The organism is Streptomyces roseicoloratus, from assembly GCF_004117935.1.
Classification (GTDB): domain Bacteria; phylum Actinomycetota; class Actinomycetes; order Streptomycetales; family Streptomycetaceae; genus Streptomyces; species Streptomyces roseicoloratus.
In genome coordinates, this window is the sequence record NZ_SDOY01000118.1 from 25700 (window position 1) to 43743 (window position 18044).

The following is an 18044-nucleotide window of genomic DNA, read 5'->3' on the forward strand; positions in this document are numbered from 1 at the left end:
CGTGCTCGTCCCCCTGACGCAACCCAGACTAGGCGAGGGGGCTACCGTGTGCCGGAGCCTGTGGATAACTCGGGCACTGTGGACAACCGAGGAGCACGACCGCCATGCCGGACATCGCGACCACCGTCGCCACGCCCCTGCTCGCCGCGGCCGCCGAGCCGCAGGGCCTCGGCGGCCCGCTGCGGATCGTCCTGGTCGTCTCGATCCTCGGCGGTGCCCTCCTCGCCTGGTTCCTGCTCCGGGGCTACGCCAACGGTGGCGAGGACCCCGCGGCGGCCGCGAAGGACCGGCGGACCGCCGCCGCGCGCACCGAAAACGACCCCGGTGACGCCAACGCCTGAGTCGGCGTGAGCGCTCCGCGACGCGCCGCATACGATGTGCGCGAAGTCTCCGCTCCCATCCCCGATCGAAGGTCCTGCCGAAGATGAGCCTCCACGCCACCGCCGCCAACCTGGTCACGCTCGCGAACGAGGGTGCCGAGCACGGCGGCAACCACGAAAGCCTCAACCCGTACGTGACGGGTGGCGGCACCCTGCTCGCGCTCCTTCTGCTCCTGTGGATCACCACCCGCTTCAACCGGGACCGCTGAGCCCGAGGCCGCTGATCCGGCGTTCGCCGCCGTGCCAGTAGGCTCTGCACGCATGGGAGAGCAGGAAGTGCCTACTGGCGGTCGCGGCAAGCGCCGACTCGGCGTGATGGGCGGAACGTTTGACCCGATCCACCACGGACACCTGGTGGCCGCCAGCGAGGTGGCCGCCCTGTTCCACCTCGACGAGGTGGTGTTCGTGCCGACCGGGCAGCCCTGGCAGAAGAGCCACAAGGCCGTCTCGCCGGCCGAGGACCGCTATCTGATGACGGTCATCGCCACCGCGTCCAACCCGCAGTTCTCCGTCAGCCGCATCGACATCGACCGCGGCGGCGCGACGTACACCATCGACACCCTGCGGGACCTGCGCTCCCTCAACAGCGACTCGGATCTCTTCTTCATCACCGGCGCCGACGCGCTGTCGCAGATCCTCACCTGGCGCGACGCCGAGGAGCTCTTCGCCCTCGCCCACTTCATCGGTGTCACCCGCCCGGGTCACGACCTCACCGACGACGGCCTGCCCAAGGGCGGCGTGTCGCTGGTCGAGGTCCCCGCGCTCGCCATCTCCTCCACGGACTGCCGGGCGCGGGTCGCACAAGGCGACCCGGTCTGGTATCTGGTCCCGGACGGTGTGGTGCGCTACATCGACAAGCGCCAGTTGTACCGCGGCGAGTGAGCCTCGGGGAGGGGCACCGGTGAACGATCAGCAGAACCCGTACGACCCGTACTATCCGCAGCCGCAGATCATCGGCTACGACGCGTACGGGCAGCCGGTGTACCAGCAGCAGGTGCCGCAGCAGCACTACGACCCGTACGCGCAGCAGCCGCAGCAGACCCAGCAGCCGCAGCACGAGCAGCAGGGCTACGGCTACGACCCGTACGGCCGGCAGTCCGGCGAGCCGTACCAGCCGCACCAGACCCACCAGCCGCCGCAGGCGCCCCACGCTCCCCAGCAGCCGCCGTACGACCCGTACGGCGGGCAGCCGTCGTACGACCAGCGGTCCTACGACACGGGACAGGGACAGCAGTACGGCGTCGGTCAGCAGTACGAAACGGGCCAACCGCAGTACGACACGGCGCAGCAGTACGACACGGGCACCCAGTGGGCGGTCCGCACGGAACCCGCGCCCGTGCCGCCCGCCCGGACTCCCGATCCGGCCGCACAGCCCGCGCCGCCCGCGGCCGTGCCCGGGCAGCGTCCCGCGCCCGACAGCGACAGCCGCGACTACCGCACCGAGCAGTTCTCGTTCATCGAGGAGCCCGACGAGGACTCCGAGGACGTCATCGACTGGCTCAAGTTCACCGAGAGCCGGTCCGAGCGGCGCGAGGAGGCCCGCCGCCGCGGCCGCAACCGCGTCGTCGCCCTCGTCGTGGTCCTCGTGCTCGCCGCCGTCAGCGGGGTCGGCTACCTCTGGTCGGCCGGCAAACTCCCCGGCATGGGCGGCGACGACCCCCGGCAGAACACCGCCACGGGCCCGCAGCAGCGCGACACCATCGTCGTCCACCTGCACGACACCAAGAACGGCGGCACCTCCACCGCCCTCCTCGTCGACAACGCCACCACCAAGCAGGGCACCACCGTCCTGCTCCCCAACTCGCTCGCCGTCGCCGACGACGAAGGCGCCACCACCACGCTCGCCAAGTCCGTCGAGGACGACGGCTCCAGCGGCACCCGGGAGGCGCTCGGCAACCTTCTCGGCGCGAAGATCACCGGCACCTGGCGGCTCGACACGCCCTACCTGGAGAACCTCGTCGAACTCGTCAGCAACATCGACATCACCACCGACACCGACGTCCCCGGCGACAAGCCCGGCGCCGAGCCGCTGGTGAAGAAGGGCGAGAACCAGACCCTCAACGGCCGCGCCGCCGTCGCCTACGCCACCTACCGGGCGCCCGGCGAGGCCGAGGCCAAGCAGCTCCAGCGCTTCGGCGCGGTCATGTACGGCGTGCTGCGGAAGATCTCCGACGACCCCAAGGCCGCCACCGTCACCATCGAGACCCTGGCCCAGATCCTCGACCCGTCGCTGCCCGAGAAGGACCTCGGCGCCTCCCTCGCCAAGCTCGCCGAGCACGCCAAGATCGGCGACCACAAGACCGCGCTGCTGCCCGTCGAACCCGACGGCTCCCTCAGCGGCGCCACCAGCGACAGCGTCGTCAAGGACATCCTCGGCGGAAAGGTCAGCGCCCCCGAACAGGGCGCCGCGACCCGGGTCGCCATCCGCGACGCCACCGGCGAGGACGCCACCGAGGCCGCCCGCGTGGTCCTGATCAACGGCGGCTACGCCGTGGTCGGCGGCACCAAGGCCGACACCCAGGAGAAGTCACAGGTGGTCTACGCGGACGACGCCCAGAAGACGACCGCCGCGGAGGTCGCCAAGACCCTCGGGCTGCCCGCCGGATCCGTCACCAAGGGCAAGGCAGGCGGAAACGCCGAGGTCACGGTGATCCTGGGCGAGGACTACAAGATCCCCGGCGCCAAACGGTGACCCTCCCGTAAACCTTTTCAAGGCCGTCGGCGGTACATGAGACCCTTGAGGTGTCTCTGACCGCCGACGAAAGCCTGCTTGTGACCGCCACGGACCGCTCCATCGAGCTCGTCAACGCCGCCGCCCAGGCGGCGGCCGACCGGCTCGCGCACGACATCATCGCGTACGACGTCAGCGACGTGCTGTCGATCACCGACGCCTTCCTGCTCGCCTCCGCGCCCAACGACCGCCAGGTCAAGTCGATCGTCGACGAGATCGAGGAGCGACTCCTCAAGGAGCTCGGCGCCAAGCCGGTGCGCCGCGAGGGCGACCGCGACGCCCGCTGGATCCTCCTCGACTACGTCGACATCGTGATCCACGTCCAGCACAGCGAGGAGCGGGTCTTCTACGCCCTGGAACGGCTGTGGAAGGACTGCCCCGAGCTGCCGCTGCCCGAGGACGCCCTCAAGACCCGCGGCAAGGCCGAGGAGCACGCCCGGCTCATGGGCACCGACGGGACGGACGGTGAGCTGAGCTGACCAGCGGGAAGGGCGGCGCCGGCCGCCGCATCGTGCTGTGGCGCCACGGCCAGACCTCCTGGAACCTCGAGCGCCGCTTCCAGGGCAGCACGGACATCGAGCTCACCGAGACCGGTGTCCTCCAGGCCCGCCGGGCCGCCCGCCTGCTCGCCGCCCTGAAGCCGGACGCGATCGTCGCCTCCGACCTCAAGCGGGCGGCGGGCACGGCCGCCGAGCTCTCCGCGCTCACCGGTCACGCCGTCGCCCACGACTCCGCGCTGCGCGAGACGTACGCGGGGGAGTGGCAGGGCCTGACCCACGACGAGATCACCGCGCGATACGGCGAGCAGTACGCCGCCTGGAAGCGCGGCGAGCCCGTGCGCCGCGGTGGCGGGGAGCTGGAGACCGAGGTGGCCGACCGGGCCGCCCCGGTGGTCCTGGCGCACGCCGAGAAGCTGCCCGAGGACGGCACGCTCGTCGTGGTCAGCCACGGCGGCACCATCCGCACCACCATCGGCCGGCTGCTGGGCCTGGAGGCCCGCCACTGGGAGAGCCTGGGTGGCCTCTCGAACTGCTGCTGGTCCGTCCTCGGCGAGGGAGCGCGTGGCTGGCGCCTCCTGGAGCACAACGCGGGAACGCTGCCCGAGCCCGTTCTCGGCGACGACGACTGAGACCCGCGGCCGCCCTTGCCCGGACCCGGGGCGGCTGCCACCGGCTCCCGAGGACCGGCGGCAGGCCCGCCGAAGCCGGATTTCACTTTCCGGCAGGTCACAGGCTAAAGTTCTTCTTGTTCACGGCGCGCAGCGCGGGAACGCGAGGGGCTATAGCTCAGTTGGTAGAGCGCCTGCATGGCATGCAGGAGGTCAGGAGTTCAATTCTCCTTAGCTCCACAGTCACCGGATCCCGTCCCCAGCAGGGGGCGGGATTCGTCGTTCCGTCGCTCTTCGGCCTGCAGCACGTCCACGGCCCGGCGGCTCTGCTCGTCGCACGGCGTGTACGTGACGATCCGGCACTCCGGCATCCCGTTGATCGACAGCGACACCGAGGTCATCCGTACCTCGCCGACCAGCTCGTGGCGGAAGGTCTTCACCCGGGTGCCCGGCGGCACCACGTCGCCGCTCCGCCACAGTTCCGCGAAGTACGGGCTGGCCTCGGACAGCAGCCGGACGAACGACTCCCACGCGGGCTCCCCGACGTGGCGGCCGTACGCGCCCCGCAGCTGCGCCACCATCAACGGCAGCTCCACCCGCCTGCCGACCACCGGGCACTTCACGTCCGGCGTCGTGAACAGCGACCACAGCACGTTGGGCACCCCGAGCGGACCCGTCCAGGTCTTCCCGTCGCGCCGGTCGAACAGCAGGTCGTACGTCCCGTTGGTCGCCAGGACGTCGTACCGCGCGTTGTAGACCACGGCCGGGAGCGGCGCCAGAGCGTCCAGGATGCCCTGGATCTCCGGGCTGACCCCGGCCACGTGCTCGGGGACCGCCTCGGGCTCGTACGCCACCTCCGCGAGGTGGTACAGGTGCTCGCGCTCCGGCCGGTCCAGCCGCAGCGTGCGGGCCACCGCGTCGAGCACCTGGGCCGAGGCGTTGATCGGCCGCCCCTGCTCCAGCCACGTGTACCAGGTCACCCCGACGCCGGAGAGCTGGGCCACCTCCTCGCGGCGCAGCCCCGGTGTGCGCCGTCTCAGGCCCGGCGGCATGCCCACGTCCTCGGGCGTCACCCGGGCCCGGCGGCTGCGCAGAAAGGCCGCCAGCTCCGGCCTGCGACGCGGTCGGGTCGGTACTGCCACAGTCGTCACACCCCCATGGTCGACTCTCCGTGCCGCCGTTGCCAGGTGCTGTCGATACCAGCATCGGCGGGCTCTCGTTACCCGTATCGGGTCGGCGTCACGCTCCTCGTATGACGACGACCACCACACGTCCCGTACTCAGTAAAGACCGTGGCACCGACAACCGGCCCGGCCCGCTGCTCGGCGTCGTGCTGGCCGCCCAGTTCATGGCCCTGCTCGACGTCTTCATCGTCAACGTCGCCGCCCCCGCCATCCGCACCGAACTCGGTGCCACCGGCGCCGGGATCCAGCTCGTCGTCGCCGGATACACCATCGCCTACGCGGTGTTGCTGATCACCGGAGCCCGGCTCGGCGACCTCCTCGGCCACCGGCGCGTGTACCTCGGGGGACTCGCCCTGTTCACCGCCGCCTCGCTCGCCTGCGGACTGGCGGCCGGAACGGGCCAGTTGATCGCCTTCCGGATCGCCCAGGGCGCGGGCTCGGCCCTGATGATCCCGCAGGTCCTCAGCCTCATCCAGCGGAACTTCGCGGGAGAGGCCCGGGTCCGGGCGCTCAGCGCCTACTCCGCCGTCCTCGCCACCGGGGCCGCGGCGGGCCAGGTCCTCGGCGGCGTCCTCGTGAGCGCCGACCTGTTCGGCACCGGCTGGCGCCCGGTCTTCCTGGTCAACGTGCCCATCGGGGTGGCGCTCCTCGCCCTCGGCGCCCGGCTGCTGCCCCGCGACGACCGTACCGACGCCGGACGGGCCCGCCCCCTCGACCTGCCCGGACTGCTCCTGCTCGGCGCCTCCGTCTCGCTCCTGACCGTCCCGCTCGTCCTCGGCCAGGAGGAGGGCTGGCCGCCGTGGACCTGGCTGTCGCTCGCCGGCTCCCTGCTGCTCTTCGCCGGCTTCGGCGCCCATCAGACCCGCCTGGCCCGGAGAGGCGGCGCCCCGCTCGTCGCGCCCGGGGTGCTGCGGGTCCCCGGCTTCGGCCGCGCCGTCTTCCGGATCGCCGCCGTGATGGCCGTCAACGCCGGCTTCCTGTTCACCCTCACGCTGCACTTCCAGGGCGCCCTCGGGCACAGCGCGCTGCGCGCCGGACTCTCCTTCGCGCCCACCGCCGCCGTCTTCGGTCTCGTCGGCCTCACCTGGCGGCGCTGGCCCGCCCGGTGGCAGCGTTCCCTGGTGCCCGGCGGCTTCCTCCTGAGCGCCGCCGCCCTGCTCGGGGCCGGTGCGGCCCTCCGCGACGGCGATACGGGCGGCTGGGTGCTCCACCCGCTGCTCTCCGCCCTGGGCGCCGGTCTCGCCCTGGCCTTCAGCCCCGCCCTCACCGGCGCGCTCGCGACCGTACGACCCGAGTACGCCGCCGACGCCAGCGGACTGCTCGCCACCGTCACCCAGCTCGGCCAGCTGGCCGGCGTCGCGGCCTTCGGCACGCTCTTCCTCGGCGGGATCGCCGGACCGGGGCCCCAGGCGTCGGCGGAGGCGCTCTGGACGTGTGTGATCGTGCTGGCGGCGACAGCCGTGACGGGTGCCTCGACGAGCCTGGTTCGGCGACGGCGCTGACCCCCTTGCGGTGCCATGGCAGAATCGGACCGCCGGAGGGGAACCCGGGTCCGGGCGGGAGGGAGCGCGCATGGCCGTGGACGGTGCCGAGGAGATCGATGCCGATGCCGTCGCGGAATCCGCTCCCGGGTCACCTACCCGCCGCACGTCCCGCACTCACAGCGGGAGCTGAGTGATGGGTGCACACAGGCGGAAGTGCGACTGGTGCGGCAGCGGCACGCCCATCGTCCGGGACATGGACCCGGTCAACCCCGAGTTCCAGTACTGGTGCGAGGAATGCGCGCGGGCGCTGATCATAAAAGGCGACCCCATCGAGACCTACCGTGAGCTCGAAGGGGAGCCGATCTACGGCCGGCTCCTCGACGAGCACTGCACCCTGAAGCGCTTCTACTCCTTCGCGACGGCCTGACGCCCGCCCACGGGCACCCGGGGCCCCACGACGCCTGCCCGGGACCCGTCCCGGCGCCCTTCCGCGCCCCGCTCCAGGTCCTCGTGCCCGTCCGGCTCCGCGGCCCCGCGCCCGCCGGGACGCGATTCCCGCGCCCGCCACCGCGTCAGCGCGTACGCCGCGAACACCGCGAGCGCCGTCAGCGGATAGACCGCCGAGAGCAGCATCTGCCCGGCGTTCTGGTCGAGTTCGGGGCGGCCCGGGTCGTGCGGCACCCACCACAGAGCGAAGGAGGCGAAGGCCAGCGCCACGGCTCCCGTCACCGTCCACGCGCGCGTGCAGCGGTCGTACAGCAGGATCAACAGGGGCACGCACCACACCCAGTGGTGGGACCAGGAGATCGGGCTGATCATCAGCGCGGTGAACGCGGTGACGGTCACCGCCACCGCCTTGTCGCCGCGGAGCGCCGCCCGGACCGCGAGGATCATCGCCGCGCCGCCCAGGAGGGCCGCGACGGCCGCCCACCACAGGCCCGGCGCGTCGGTGTGCATCAGCCGGGCGAGGACACCGCTGATGGACTGGTTGGCGGTCTCCTCGGCGTGGCCGACCCGCCCGGTCTCGAACAGCGTCCCGGTCCAGAACCTCCGCGAGTCCGCCGGCAGGGCCACCGCCATCACCAGCGTCGTCCCCAGGAAGGTGCCGGTGGCCGTCAGTGCCGTCCGCAGCCACTGGTTCATCGCCCGGTCCCGGCGCCACAGCAGCAGGCCGGCGACGAGCAGCAGGACCACGAAGAGACCCGGGGTGAGCTTCACGGCGGTGGCGAGCCCGATGCCCAGTCCGGCCCAGCGGCTTCCTTCCCGGCGCGTCAGGTCCCAGAGCACCGCCGCCGCTATCAGCAGGTTGATCTGCCCGTAGCGCAGCGTCGTCCACACCGGCTCGGACCAGACGACGACCGCGGCGACCAGCAGGGTCAGGCGCCACAGCTCGGCGCGGGCCGCCGGGCGGGCGAGCGCGGGGCGGACCAGCTGGAGCGAGAGCCGGACCAGCGCCACCACCAGGAGCAGGTTCCCCGCGGTGGTCAGCGTCCGCATCAGCGGCACGCCCACCAGGGTCAGCGGCAGGAACAGCACGGCGGCGAACGGCGGATACGTCATCGCGAGGTTCGCCGAGGTGGCACGCATCGCGTAGAGGTCCTCACCGGCGCGCAGCGTCTCGGCCTCGGCCCGGTAGACCATCACGTCGAGCATGTTCACGTGGGCGAGGCGTTGCGCCACCCAGAAGGCCGTGAACGAGAGCAGGCAGACGGCCGCGGCGACGGCCAGGGGCCGGCGGCGGGCGCGGGTCGGAGGGGGCGCGGAGACGGACACAGTCGGCGACCCTACCCAACGCTCCGGACGGCTCCGGAGAAACGGATTTGGAGAACCGTCGGAGGGCCGGTTACTGTTCTGTCCGTCGCCGCGACGCACGCCGGAGCGGGGACGAGCAGCAAGGGGCTATAGCTCAGTTGGTAGAGCGCTTGCATGGCATGCAAGAGGTCAGGAGTTCAATTCTCCTTAGCTCCACAGAAGGGAAGCGGGTCATCCGGAAGGATCGGCTCGCACCGCTTCTGCGGTACTCTGAATCCCTCGCACGGGGCTATAGCTCAGTTGGTAGAGCGCTTGCATGGCATGCAAGAGGTCAGGAGTTCAATTCTCCTTAGCTCCACAGATGAGAAGCGGGTCATCCGGATCGGATGGCCCGCTTCGTCGTGTGCCACTCCCCGGAACGCCGGTGCGGCCCGCTCGGGCCCTGCGGTACCCTGACGCCATGCGTGCCGTACGCCTTCTGCTTAGCGAGCCGCGCTGATCAGTCCCGACGGATGAAGATCCGGTCGGCATCGGCGCGGCGTCCCCTCCTGTGCGAGGGGATTTTTCATTTCGTGGCAGTGCCGGCAGTGGGCAGAGACGATCGATGGAGCTTCAAGGACCATGACCGAGATCAACACGGCTGCCGAGACGGCCGCCCCGCATCGCTACACGGCGGCCCTGGCCGCCGACATCGAGGCACGCTGGCAGGACGCCTGGGACGCCGAGGGCACCTACGAGGCCCCGAACCCCGGCGGTGACCTGGCCGGGGACGCGGCCGTGGCGGCCCGCCCCAAGAAGTTCATCATGGACATGTTCCCGTACCCCTCGGGCGCGGGCCTGCACGTCGGACACCCGCTCGGCTACATCGCCACCGACGTCTTCGCCCGCCACGCGCGCATGACCGGCCACAACGTGCTGCACACCCTGGGCTTCGACGCCTTCGGCCTGCCCGCCGAGCAGTACGCGGTGCAGACCGGGACGCACCCGCGCGTGTCCACCGAGGCCAACATGGAGAACATGAAGGTCCAGCTGCGCCGGCTGGGCCTGGGCCACGACAAGCGCCGGTCGTTCGCCACGATCGACCCGGACTACTACAAGTGGACCCAGTGGATCTTCCTGCAGATCTTCAACTCCTGGTACGACACCGAGACGCAGAAGGCCCGCCCGATCGCCGAGCTGGTCGAGCAGTTCGAGAACGGCACCCGTGAGATCCCCGGCTCCACGCGCGCGTGGAGCGAGCTGAGCGCCGTGGAGCGCGCCGACGTCCTGGGCGAGTACCGCCTGGCGTACGCCTCCGACGCCCCGGTCAACTGGTGCCCCGGCCTGGGCACCGTCCTGGCCAACGAGGAGGTCACCGCCGACGGTCGCTCCGAGCGCGGCAACTTCCCCGTCTTCAAGGCCAAGCTGCGCCAGTGGAACATGCGCATCACCGCCTACGCGGACCGCCTGCTGGACGACCTGGACGGTCTGGACTGGCCCGAGGCCATCAAGCTGCAGCAGCGCAACTGGATCGGCCGCTCCGAGGGCGCCCGCGTCGACTTCCAGGTCGGCGAAACCGGCGCCATCACCGTCTTCACCACCCGCCAGGACACCCTGTTCGGCGCCACCTACATGGTGCTGGCGCCCGAGCACGACCTGGTCGAGAAGATCGTCCCCGCCGCCTGGCCCGAGGGCACCCACGACGTGTGGACCGGCGGGCACGCCACCCCCGCCGAGGCCGTCGACGCCTACCGCAAGCAGGCCGCCGCCAAGTCCGACGTCGAGCGCCAGGCCGAGGCCAAGGACAAGACCGGCGTGTTCACCGGCGCGTACGCGACCAACCCGGTCAGCGGCGAGCAGGTCCCGGTCTTCATCGCCGACTACGTCCTGATGGGCTACGGCACCGGCGCCATCATGGCCGTCCCGGCGCACGACACCCGCGACTTCGCCTTCGCGCGCGCCTTCGAGCTGCCGATGCGCTGCGTCGTCGAGCCCAGCGACGACCGCGGCACCGACCCGTCGACCTGGGACGACGCCTTCGCCTCGTACGAGGCCAAGCTGATCAACTCCGCCAACGACGCGATCTCCCTGGACGGCCTGGGCGTCGTCGAGGCCAAGGCGAAGATCACCGCCTGGCTGGCCGACCGCGGCATCGGCGAGGGCACCGTCAACTTCCGCCTGCGCGACTGGCTGTTCAGCCGCCAGCGTTACTGGGGCGAGCCCTTCCCGATCGTCTACGACGAGGACGGCGTCGCCCACCCGCTGCCCGAGTCCATGCTGCCGCTGGAGCTGCCGGAGGTCGACGACTACTCGCCGCGCACCTTCGATCCGGACGACGCGGACACCCAGCCGGAGACCCCGCTGTCCCGCAACGAGGACTGGGTCAACGTCACCCTGGACCTGGGCGACGGCCCGAAGAAGTACCGCCGCGAGACCAACACCATGCCCAACTGGGCCGGTTCCTGCTGGTACGAGCTGCGCTACCTGGACCCGCACAACGACCAGAAGCTGGTCGACCCGGCCATCGAGCAGTACTGGATGGGCCCGCGCGAGGGCATGCCCACCGGCGGCGTCGACCTGTACGTCGGCGGCGCCGAGCACGCCGTGCTGCACCTGCTGTACGCCCGGTTCTGGTCGAAGATCCTGTTCGACCTGGGACACGTCTCCTCCGCCGAGCCGTTCCACAAGCTGTACAACCAGGGCATGATCCAGGCCTTCGTCTACCGGGACGCCCGCGGCATCGCCGTGCCGGCCGCCGAGGTCGAGGAGCGCGACGGCGGCTACTACTACCAGGGCGAGAAGGTCAGCCGCGTCCTGGGCAAGATGGGCAAGTCCCTGAAGAACGCCGTCACGCCGGACGAGATCTGCACCGAGTACGGCGCCGACACCCTGCGCCTGTACGAGATGGCCATGGGCCCGCTGGACGTCTCCCGTCCGTGGGACACCCGCGCCGTCGTCGGCCAGTACCGGCTGCTGCAGCGGCTGTGGCGCAACATCGTCGACGAGGCGACCGGCGAGGTCACGGTCGTCGACGAACCGGCCGACGACGACACCCTGCGCGCCCTGAACAAGGCCATCGACGGTGTCGCCCAGGACATGGTCGCGATGCGCTTCAACACCGCCATCGCCAAGATCACCGAGCTGAACAACCACCTGACCAAGAGCGGTGGCGCGGTGTCCCGCCCGGTCGCCGAGCAGCTGGTGCTGCTGGTCGCCCCGCTGGCCCCGCACATCGCCGAGGAACTGTGGCACCGCCTGGGCCACACCGACTCGGTCGTCCACCAGGACTTCCCGGTCGCCGACCCGGCCTACGTCGTCGACGAGACCGTGACCTGCGTCGTGCAGATCAAGGGCAAGGTCAAGGCGCGCCTGGAGGTCTCCCCGTCGATCAGTGACGCGGACCTGGAGGCGCTGGCGCTGGGCGACGCGAACGTGGTGGCCGCACTGGGCGGCGCGGAGATCCGCAAGGTGATCGTCCGCGCGCCGAAGCTGGTCAACATCGTCGCCGGCTGAGGACGGCCGGGACTGACGTCGGACGGACCCGTCCCCTAGGGGACGGGGTCGGGGCAGGTTGAGGGTTCGAAGGGAACCGTCCGCCTGCCCCTTCCGTTTACGGTGGAAGAACCACAACCGCGGCCGGAGGGGCGAGCCACATGGAAGCCTTGATCACGATCTTGGCGCTGCTCTTCGTCGCCCTCGTGGCGCTCGGGGTCTATGCCACGGTGAAGGTGGCCAAGGCGGCCAAGCGCGGGGTCGACCGCACCATCGATCATGCGCGCCGCACGGTCGAGGACACCACGCTGCGGGCCAAGAGCTTCGGCCAGACCGGCGTGGCCGGCGACCTGGCCCAGATGAGGCTCTCGCTGCGCACGTCCATGCGCGCCACCCAGGAGGCGCTCCACGCGGGCGTGGCCGAGGACGCCTCGCTGAGGGAGTCCCTGGACCTCTTCCACCGGCTGAGCGCGCACGGGCGGGAACTCGACGAAGACCTCAAGCGGCTGGAGCGTGAGCCCGACCGGTCCCATGTCGCGGCCAAGCTGCCGGAGCTGCGGCAGCGCACCGAGCAGATCACCCACTCCGCCGACGCGCTGCGCTTCGCGGCGCGCGACCGGGCCCGCAGATTCGCCGACGACGACCTGTCCTCGCTGAGCGCCCAGATCGACATGGAGGCGGGCGCGCTGCGGCACTGGACGCGCGCCGACGGTCTCGACGACGGTCACGGGGGTCACGAGGGCCACGAAGACCACCGCGCGGGCGGCGCCGCCGGGCCCGCCGGCTCCGGACAGTCCGCCCGACCGCAGGCGATCAACGCACCGGACCCGCGTGCGACGGCGTATCCGTGGGAGAAGACGACCCGGCCGGAGACGACCACCTGAGGGCCGGCCGGTGGCCCGGGCTGCGCCGCGGATTTGCTGGGTTGCGGGTTGAGGGTCGCGGGTTACGGGTTGCGGGGTGCGGGTTGCAGGCGCGGCGGGGCCACGCCGGGGCATGTGCTGCGGCGGGGCGCCGGGCCGGGATCTGCGACGTGCCGGTGCGCCCTGGGGCGGGTTCCGGTTGAGGCGTCCGGGGCTGCCTGGGGAGTGGCGGGGGCCCGGGCTGCCGTGCGGCGGCCTCGGCGGGTAACCTCCCGCTCATGTCCCGGCATGTCGCGATCGTCACCGATTCCACGGCCTACCTGCCACCCCAGACGATGGAGCGGCACGCCATCACGGCCGTTCCGCTCACCGTCGTCATCGGCGACCGCGCGTGGGAGGAAGGGACGGAGATCTCGGCCCGCTCGCTCGCGGAAGCCCTGCAGAAGCGGCGCCTGGTGACCACCAGCCGACCCTCGCCCGAGGTCTTCGCGGCGACCTACCGCGCCGCCGCGGAGGCGGGCGCCGCCGGCATCGTCTCGCTGCATCTGTCCGGCGAGATCTCCGGTACCTACGACGCCGCCGTACTCGCCGCCAAGGACGCCCCGGTGCCCGTACGGGTCGTCGACACGCGGATGGTGGGCATGGCCCTCGGCTTCTGCGCGCAGGTGGCGGCCGAGGTGGTGGACGCGGGCGGCTCTCTCGACGAGGCCGTCGCGGCCGCCGAGAAGCGCGCCGCGGGCACGTCCGCCTTCTTCTATGTCGACACGCTCGACTACCTGCGCCGTGGGGGCCGCATCGGCGCCGCTCAGGCGCTTCTCGGATCCGCGCTGGCCGTGAAGCCGCTGCTCGAACTCGAGGGCGGCCGGATCGAGCTGCGCGAGAAGGTACGGACGGCGTCCAAGGCGATCGCACGGCTGGAGGAGATCGCGGTGGAGAGGGCCGGTAACGGCGCCGTCGACGTCGCCGTGCACCACCTGTCCGCACCCGACCGAGCCGCCGCTCTCGCCGAGCGGCTGCGCGAACGCCTGCCGACCGTCGAGGACCTCCAGGTCACCGAGGTGGGCGCGGTCATCGGTGCCCACACCGGCCCGGGGCTGCTCGCGGTGGTCGTGTCCCCTCGCTGACCCGGATGCCACGGCCTGTGGCGTCGGCGGGGGCGTGGCAGTCCTCGTCCCGGCCGTTCGTCGTCTCGGCCGTCTGTCGTTCGGCTGTCTGTCGTTTCGGCCGTCTGTCGTTTCGGCTGTCCCTTGTCCCGGTCGTCCCTCTTGAGGGTGACGGGGTTTTCCACAACTGGGCGGTTATCCACGGGAATCAGGTGATCTCGGGGGATCGGCGCGAGGTCGGCCTACCGTCAAGTCATGACTCTTCGCACACACATCGCAACACATCGCAGCGGGCCGACAAGCGGGCCGGGCAGGCCGCCCGGTTCGGACGGACGAGCCCGGTCGCGGCCGGCGGCCGCCCGGACCCGCCGGAGGCGGGCGCCTGGGGCGCCCGCAGGACCGACGGTGGCACGGCGGCGGGGCGAGGCCCTGTTCCCGTCCACGGCGTCGTCATCTGGGCCTGTGCAGGGACCGGAACAGGAGCCGCCGGGGACGTCGGGACCGGCGCCGGGGCCGGCCCCGGCACGGCCACCGGGACTGGCGCCAGGCCCTGCACCGGCCCCTGCGCAGGCCCCGGGATCGGTCGCGGGACCGGCACCGGGGTTGCCGTCGTCGGCACAGACGTCGCCGTCGCCGTGCTCGCCGCCGCTAGGGCCGCCGGTGGGGGTCGCGGCGGGTGAGCGGAGGCGGGCGGGGCCCGAACCGCCCGTGGGGCGCGTGGAGATGACCCGCCTCGCGGTGCGCGACAGGCTGCCCCTGTGGGTCCAGTCGCGGTGCGGGATCGAACGGCGGTCGCTGGCCGCGCTCGCCGTGGTCCTGGCCGTGGCCGCGGGAGGCGCGGGGGCCTACTACTGGACGGGGCGGCCGGAGCAGGTCAGGGCCCCCGAGGTGGTCGCGGCCGCCCGGCCGCTGCCCGGGACGGCGGCGTCGTTCCCGGAACCGGAGGGGACGTCACCGACGGCGGCGGGCTCAGGCCCGCGCCCTGCCCCGGCCGCAGGACCGAGCCCGGGCGCGGACGCGGTCGTCGTGGTCGACGTCGGCGGGAAGGTCCGCCGTCCAGGAGTGTTCACCCTGCCCGCCGGGTCACGGGTCACCGACGCCTTACGCGCGGCAGGCGGTATTCGACCGGGTACCGATCTGACGGGCCTGAACCGGGCGCGCGTCCTCCTGGACGGCGAGCAGGTCGTGGTCGGGCTTCCCGCCGCGGCCGCCGGTGCGGCCGGAAGTGTCGTCGGGGGAGCCGCGGGTGCTCCGGGTGCCGCGCCGGGGGTGCCGAGTGCGGCCAATCCGCTGAGTCTCAACGCGGCGACCGTCGAGCAGCTCGACGCGCTGCCCGGTGTCGGTCCCGTCCTTGCCCGGCACATCGTGGAACACCGCGCCGAGCACGGGGGTTTCCGCTCGGTGGCCGAGCTTCGGGACGTCAACGGCATCGGCGCACGCCGGTTCGCGGAGCTCGAGCCTCTGGTCCGGCCATGAGCGGGGACTTCCGTGCGGCGCCCTGGGACGAGGGTCCGGCCGATCTGCGGCTCGTGCCGCCGGCCCTCGCCGCCTGGGCGGGGGCGGCGCTCGCGCTGGGCGTGGCCGGCTGGTGGACGGTCGCGGGCGTGCTGCTCTGTCTGGCCGGTGCGGTGCTGCTTCTGATCCCGGCCGCCCGGCGCGGACTACGGGCGACCGCCGTCGCAGGCGTGCTGCTGTGTGCGGCGGCCGGGGCGGCGTCCGCCGGGCTGCACGCGGCGGACCTGCACCGGGGACCGCTGCCCGCCCTGGCCCGCGACGGCGACCGGGTGGTGGCGGAGGTGGAGGTCACCTCCGACCCGAGGCTCACCTCACCCAGGGTGCGCGGGAGCCGGGCGGCGCCGGTGTCCGTGGTCGTGGAGGGCAAGGCGACACGGGTCGAGGAGCGGGACGGCGCGGCGCACCGGACCAGGGCTCCGGTCCTGCTCGTCGTGCCGGTGGGGGAGGAGCGCGAGGCCTGGCTGCGGCTGCTGCCGTCGACCCGGCTGTGGGTGTCGGGCCGGCTCGCCGTCCCGGCGCGGGCAGGAGACCCGTTCGCCGCGGTGCTGCGGGCCGACAGCGCGGGGGAGCCCCGGATCATCGGGCCGCCGAGCACGCTCCAGCGCACGGCGGGCGGGCTGCGCGCCGGACTCCGGCAGGCCACGGCGGACCTCGCGCCGGACGCCCGGGCGTTGCTGCCGGGACTGGTGGTCGGCGACACCTCCAGGATCGAGGCCGACCTGAAGGCGGCGTTCGAGGCCACCGATCTGACTCACCTCCTGGCCGTCTCGGGCTCGAACCTCACGATCGTCCTGTTGCTGCTCATCGGAAGACCGGGCACCGCGCAGCTGGCCGAGCGCGGCGGGCTCGCTCCTCGCCTCGGCATTCCGCTGCGGGCGACGGCGTTCGCCGGAGGAGGGCTGACGCTGGCGTTCGTGGTGGTGTGCCGGCCCGATCCGAGCGTGCTGCGTGCGGCGGCCTGCGGGCTCGTCACCCTGCTCGCCGTCGCGACGGGCCGGCGGCGGTCGCTCATTCCCGCGCTCGCCGCCGTGGTGCTGGTCCTGGTGCTTTACGACCCCTGGCTGGCACGGAGTTACGGCTTCCTGCTGTCGGTCCTGGCCACCGGGGCGCTGCTCACGGTCGCCCCGCGCTGGAGCGAGGCGCTGCAGCGGCGGAGGGTGCCGGGGAGGATCGCGGAGGCGCTGGCCGCGACGCTTGCGGCGCAGGCGGTGTGCGCGCCCGTGGTGGCGGTCTTCGCGGCGCGGGTGAGCCTGGTCGCGGTCCCGGCCAATCTGCTCGCGGAGCCGGCGGTGGCCCCGGCCACGGTGCTCGGGTTCCTCACGCTGGCACTGGCGGCCGTATGGCCCGGAGCGGCACAGGCGGTGGCCTGGCTCGCCGGGCTGCCCGCCGGGTGGATCGCGGGCGTGGCCCGCACCGGGGCGGAGCTGCCCGGCGCGGAGACGTCCTGGCCGGACGGCTGGTGGGGCGGGCTGCTGCTCGCGCTGCTGACCGGGCTCGCGGTCCTGGCCGTCCGTGGGTTGCCGTGGCGGCGGTGGATCGGGGTGGCCTGCGCGGCCGTGCTGCTTCTGGCGGTGGTGCGGCCGCCGCCGCTGGTCCGGTTGGTCTCCGGATGGCCGCCGCCGGGGTGGGTGTTCGCGATGTGCCAGGTCGGCCAGGGAGACGCGACGGTGCTCGCGGCGGGCGGTGACGCGGCCGTCGTGGTGGACGCCGGGCCCGATCCGGTGGCGGTGGACCGGTGTCTGCGGGACCTCGGGGTGCGGCGGATCCCGCTCCTGGTGCTCACCCACTTCCACGCGGACCACGTCGTCGGGCTGCCGGGTGTCCTGCGGGGGCGGTCGGTCGGCGCGATCCAGACGACGGGGCTCGAAGAGCCGCGGGGGCAGGCCGCGTTCGTGCGGCGGACGGCACGGGCGGCCGGCGTTCCGGTGGTGCGGGCCGTGGCGGGCGAGCGTCGCAGGGTGGGCCCGCTGGAGTGGTCGGTGCTGTGGCCGCGGTCGGGGGAGGGGGGTCGGTCGGGCGGGCCCGGGTCGGCGGGTGAGTCCGGGGCCAATGACGCGAGCGTGACGTTGTTCGTGCGGGCGGCCGGCGGGGTGAGCCTGCTGCTGCTCGGGGATCTCGAACCTCCGGCCCAGCAGGGGCTGTTGCGGGCGTATCCGGCGCTGCTGCCCGTGGACGTGCTCAAGGTCGCCCATCACGGTTCGGCCCATCAGGACCCGGGGCTGATACGGGCGGTGCGGCCCAGGTTCGCGCTGGTGTCGGCGGGCCGGGACAACCCGTACGGCCATCCCTCGCCGATGACGGTGCGGTCGCTGCGGCTGGGCGGGGCCCGGGTGCTGAGCACCGACCGGGACGGGGCGATCGCGGTCAGCGGTGCCGGATCGGGGCTCGTGGCCCACACCTTCGCCGTCGACGCCGGTTGAGGGAACTTCTAAAGAAGTCGTTGTAAAGGAGCC

The 18044-nt window shown here is 72.6% G+C and carries 15 protein-coding genes and 3 tRNA genes; 16 read left to right on the top strand and 2 right to left on the bottom strand.

Annotated elements, in window-relative coordinates; genetic code table 11:
- The first annotated feature begins 104 nt into the window (after positions 1-104).
- The 7 genes from ESG85_RS15900 (at position 105) to ESG85_RS15925 (ending at position 4459) form a co-directional block, all read left to right on the top strand.
- The gene (locus ESG85_RS15900) at positions 105-341 is read left to right on the top strand and encodes a hypothetical protein (protein WP_128979795.1); all 237 of its coding nucleotides are present in this window, start codon (positions 105-107) and stop codon (positions 339-341) included.
- An 83-nt stretch (positions 342-424) separates the two neighbouring features.
- Positions 425-589, top strand: a complete 165-nt coding sequence (locus ESG85_RS35005) for a hypothetical protein (RefSeq protein WP_164986253.1) — start codon at positions 425-427, stop codon at positions 587-589.
- Between the two features lie 52 nt (positions 590-641).
- Positions 642-1262 (top strand): nicotinate-nucleotide adenylyltransferase, encoded by a 621-nt coding sequence (gene nadD / locus ESG85_RS15905; protein ID WP_128979797.1) that lies wholly within the window; start codon positions 642-644, stop codon positions 1260-1262.
- A 19-nt stretch (positions 1263-1281) separates the two neighbouring features.
- Positions 1282-3072: an LCP family protein gene (locus tag ESG85_RS15910; RefSeq protein WP_128979799.1), complete on the top strand. Its 1791-nt coding sequence runs from the start codon at positions 1282-1284 to the stop codon at positions 3070-3072.
- 80 nt (positions 3073-3152) lie between these two features.
- Positions 3153-3590: a ribosome silencing factor gene (gene rsfS / locus ESG85_RS15915; RefSeq protein WP_128980182.1), complete on the top strand. Its 438-nt coding sequence runs from the start codon at positions 3153-3155 to the stop codon at positions 3588-3590.
- Positions 3587-4240: a histidine phosphatase family protein gene (locus ESG85_RS15920; RefSeq protein ID WP_128979801.1), complete on the top strand. Its 654-nt coding sequence runs from the start codon at positions 3587-3589 to the stop codon at positions 4238-4240. Before rsfS ends, ESG85_RS15920 begins: the two co-directional genes overlap by 4 nt.
- A gap of 146 nt (positions 4241-4386) precedes the next feature.
- Positions 4387-4459, top strand: a tRNA-Ala gene (locus tag ESG85_RS15925).
- On the opposite strand, the gene ESG85_RS15930 is transcribed toward ESG85_RS15925, so the two are convergent.
- Positions 4441-5370, bottom strand: a complete 930-nt coding sequence (locus ESG85_RS15930; protein ID WP_128979803.1) for a helix-turn-helix transcriptional regulator — start codon at positions 5368-5370, stop codon at positions 4441-4443. The genes ESG85_RS15925 and ESG85_RS15930 overlap by 19 nt on opposite strands.
- A gap of 101 nt (positions 5371-5471) precedes the next feature.
- On the opposite strand from ESG85_RS15930, the gene ESG85_RS15935 reads away from it, so the two are divergent.
- Together ESG85_RS15935 and ESG85_RS15940 are read left to right on the top strand one after the other, a co-directional pair.
- Positions 5472-6905 carry an MFS transporter gene (locus ESG85_RS15935; RefSeq protein ID WP_181019044.1) on the top strand — a complete coding sequence of 478 codons (1434 nt, stop codon included), beginning with the start codon at positions 5472-5474 and terminating at the stop codon, positions 6903-6905.
- A gap of 175 nt (positions 6906-7080) precedes the next feature.
- The gene (locus ESG85_RS15940; protein ID WP_005317760.1) at positions 7081-7314 is read left to right on the top strand and encodes a hypothetical protein; all 234 of its coding nucleotides are present in this window, start codon (positions 7081-7083) and stop codon (positions 7312-7314) included.
- On the opposite strand, the gene ESG85_RS15945 is transcribed toward ESG85_RS15940, so the two are convergent.
- The gene (locus ESG85_RS15945; RefSeq protein WP_128979805.1) at positions 7293-8660 is read right to left on the bottom strand and encodes a glycosyltransferase 87 family protein; all 1368 of its coding nucleotides are present in this window, start codon (positions 8658-8660) and stop codon (positions 7293-7295) included. The genes ESG85_RS15940 and ESG85_RS15945 overlap by 22 nt on opposite strands.
- Positions 8661-8782: 122 nt before the next feature.
- On the opposite strand from ESG85_RS15945, the gene ESG85_RS15950 reads away from it, so the two are divergent.
- From ESG85_RS15950 to ESG85_RS15980, 7 genes are all read left to right on the top strand, one after another.
- A tRNA-Ala gene (locus ESG85_RS15950) sits at positions 8783-8855 on the top strand.
- Positions 8856-8924: 69 nt separating this feature from the next.
- Positions 8925-8997 (top strand) — tRNA-Ala (locus ESG85_RS15955).
- Positions 8998-9260: 263 nt separating this feature from the next.
- A complete protein-coding gene (gene leuS / locus ESG85_RS15960; RefSeq protein WP_128979807.1) occupies positions 9261-12131 on the top strand; it encodes a leucine--tRNA ligase in 2871 nt (956 codons plus the stop codon).
- Between the two features lie 140 nt (positions 12132-12271).
- Positions 12272-12994, top strand: coding sequence for a hypothetical protein (locus tag ESG85_RS15965; protein WP_128979809.1), 723 nt, complete (start codon positions 12272-12274; stop codon positions 12992-12994).
- 257 nt (positions 12995-13251) lie between these two features.
- A complete protein-coding gene (locus ESG85_RS15970) occupies positions 13252-14097 on the top strand; it encodes a DegV family protein (protein WP_128979811.1) in 846 nt (281 codons plus the stop codon).
- A gap of 702 nt (positions 14098-14799) precedes the next feature.
- Entirely contained in the window at positions 14800-15552 is a 753-nt protein-coding gene (locus ESG85_RS36760; protein WP_309550228.1) for a ComEA family DNA-binding protein, read from the top strand.
- Positions 15549-18011: a ComEC/Rec2 family competence protein gene (locus ESG85_RS15980; protein ID WP_128979815.1), complete on the top strand. Its 2463-nt coding sequence runs from the start codon at positions 15549-15551 to the stop codon at positions 18009-18011. Before ESG85_RS36760 ends, ESG85_RS15980 begins: the two co-directional genes overlap by 4 nt.
- Positions 18012-18044 lie beyond the last annotated feature (33 nt).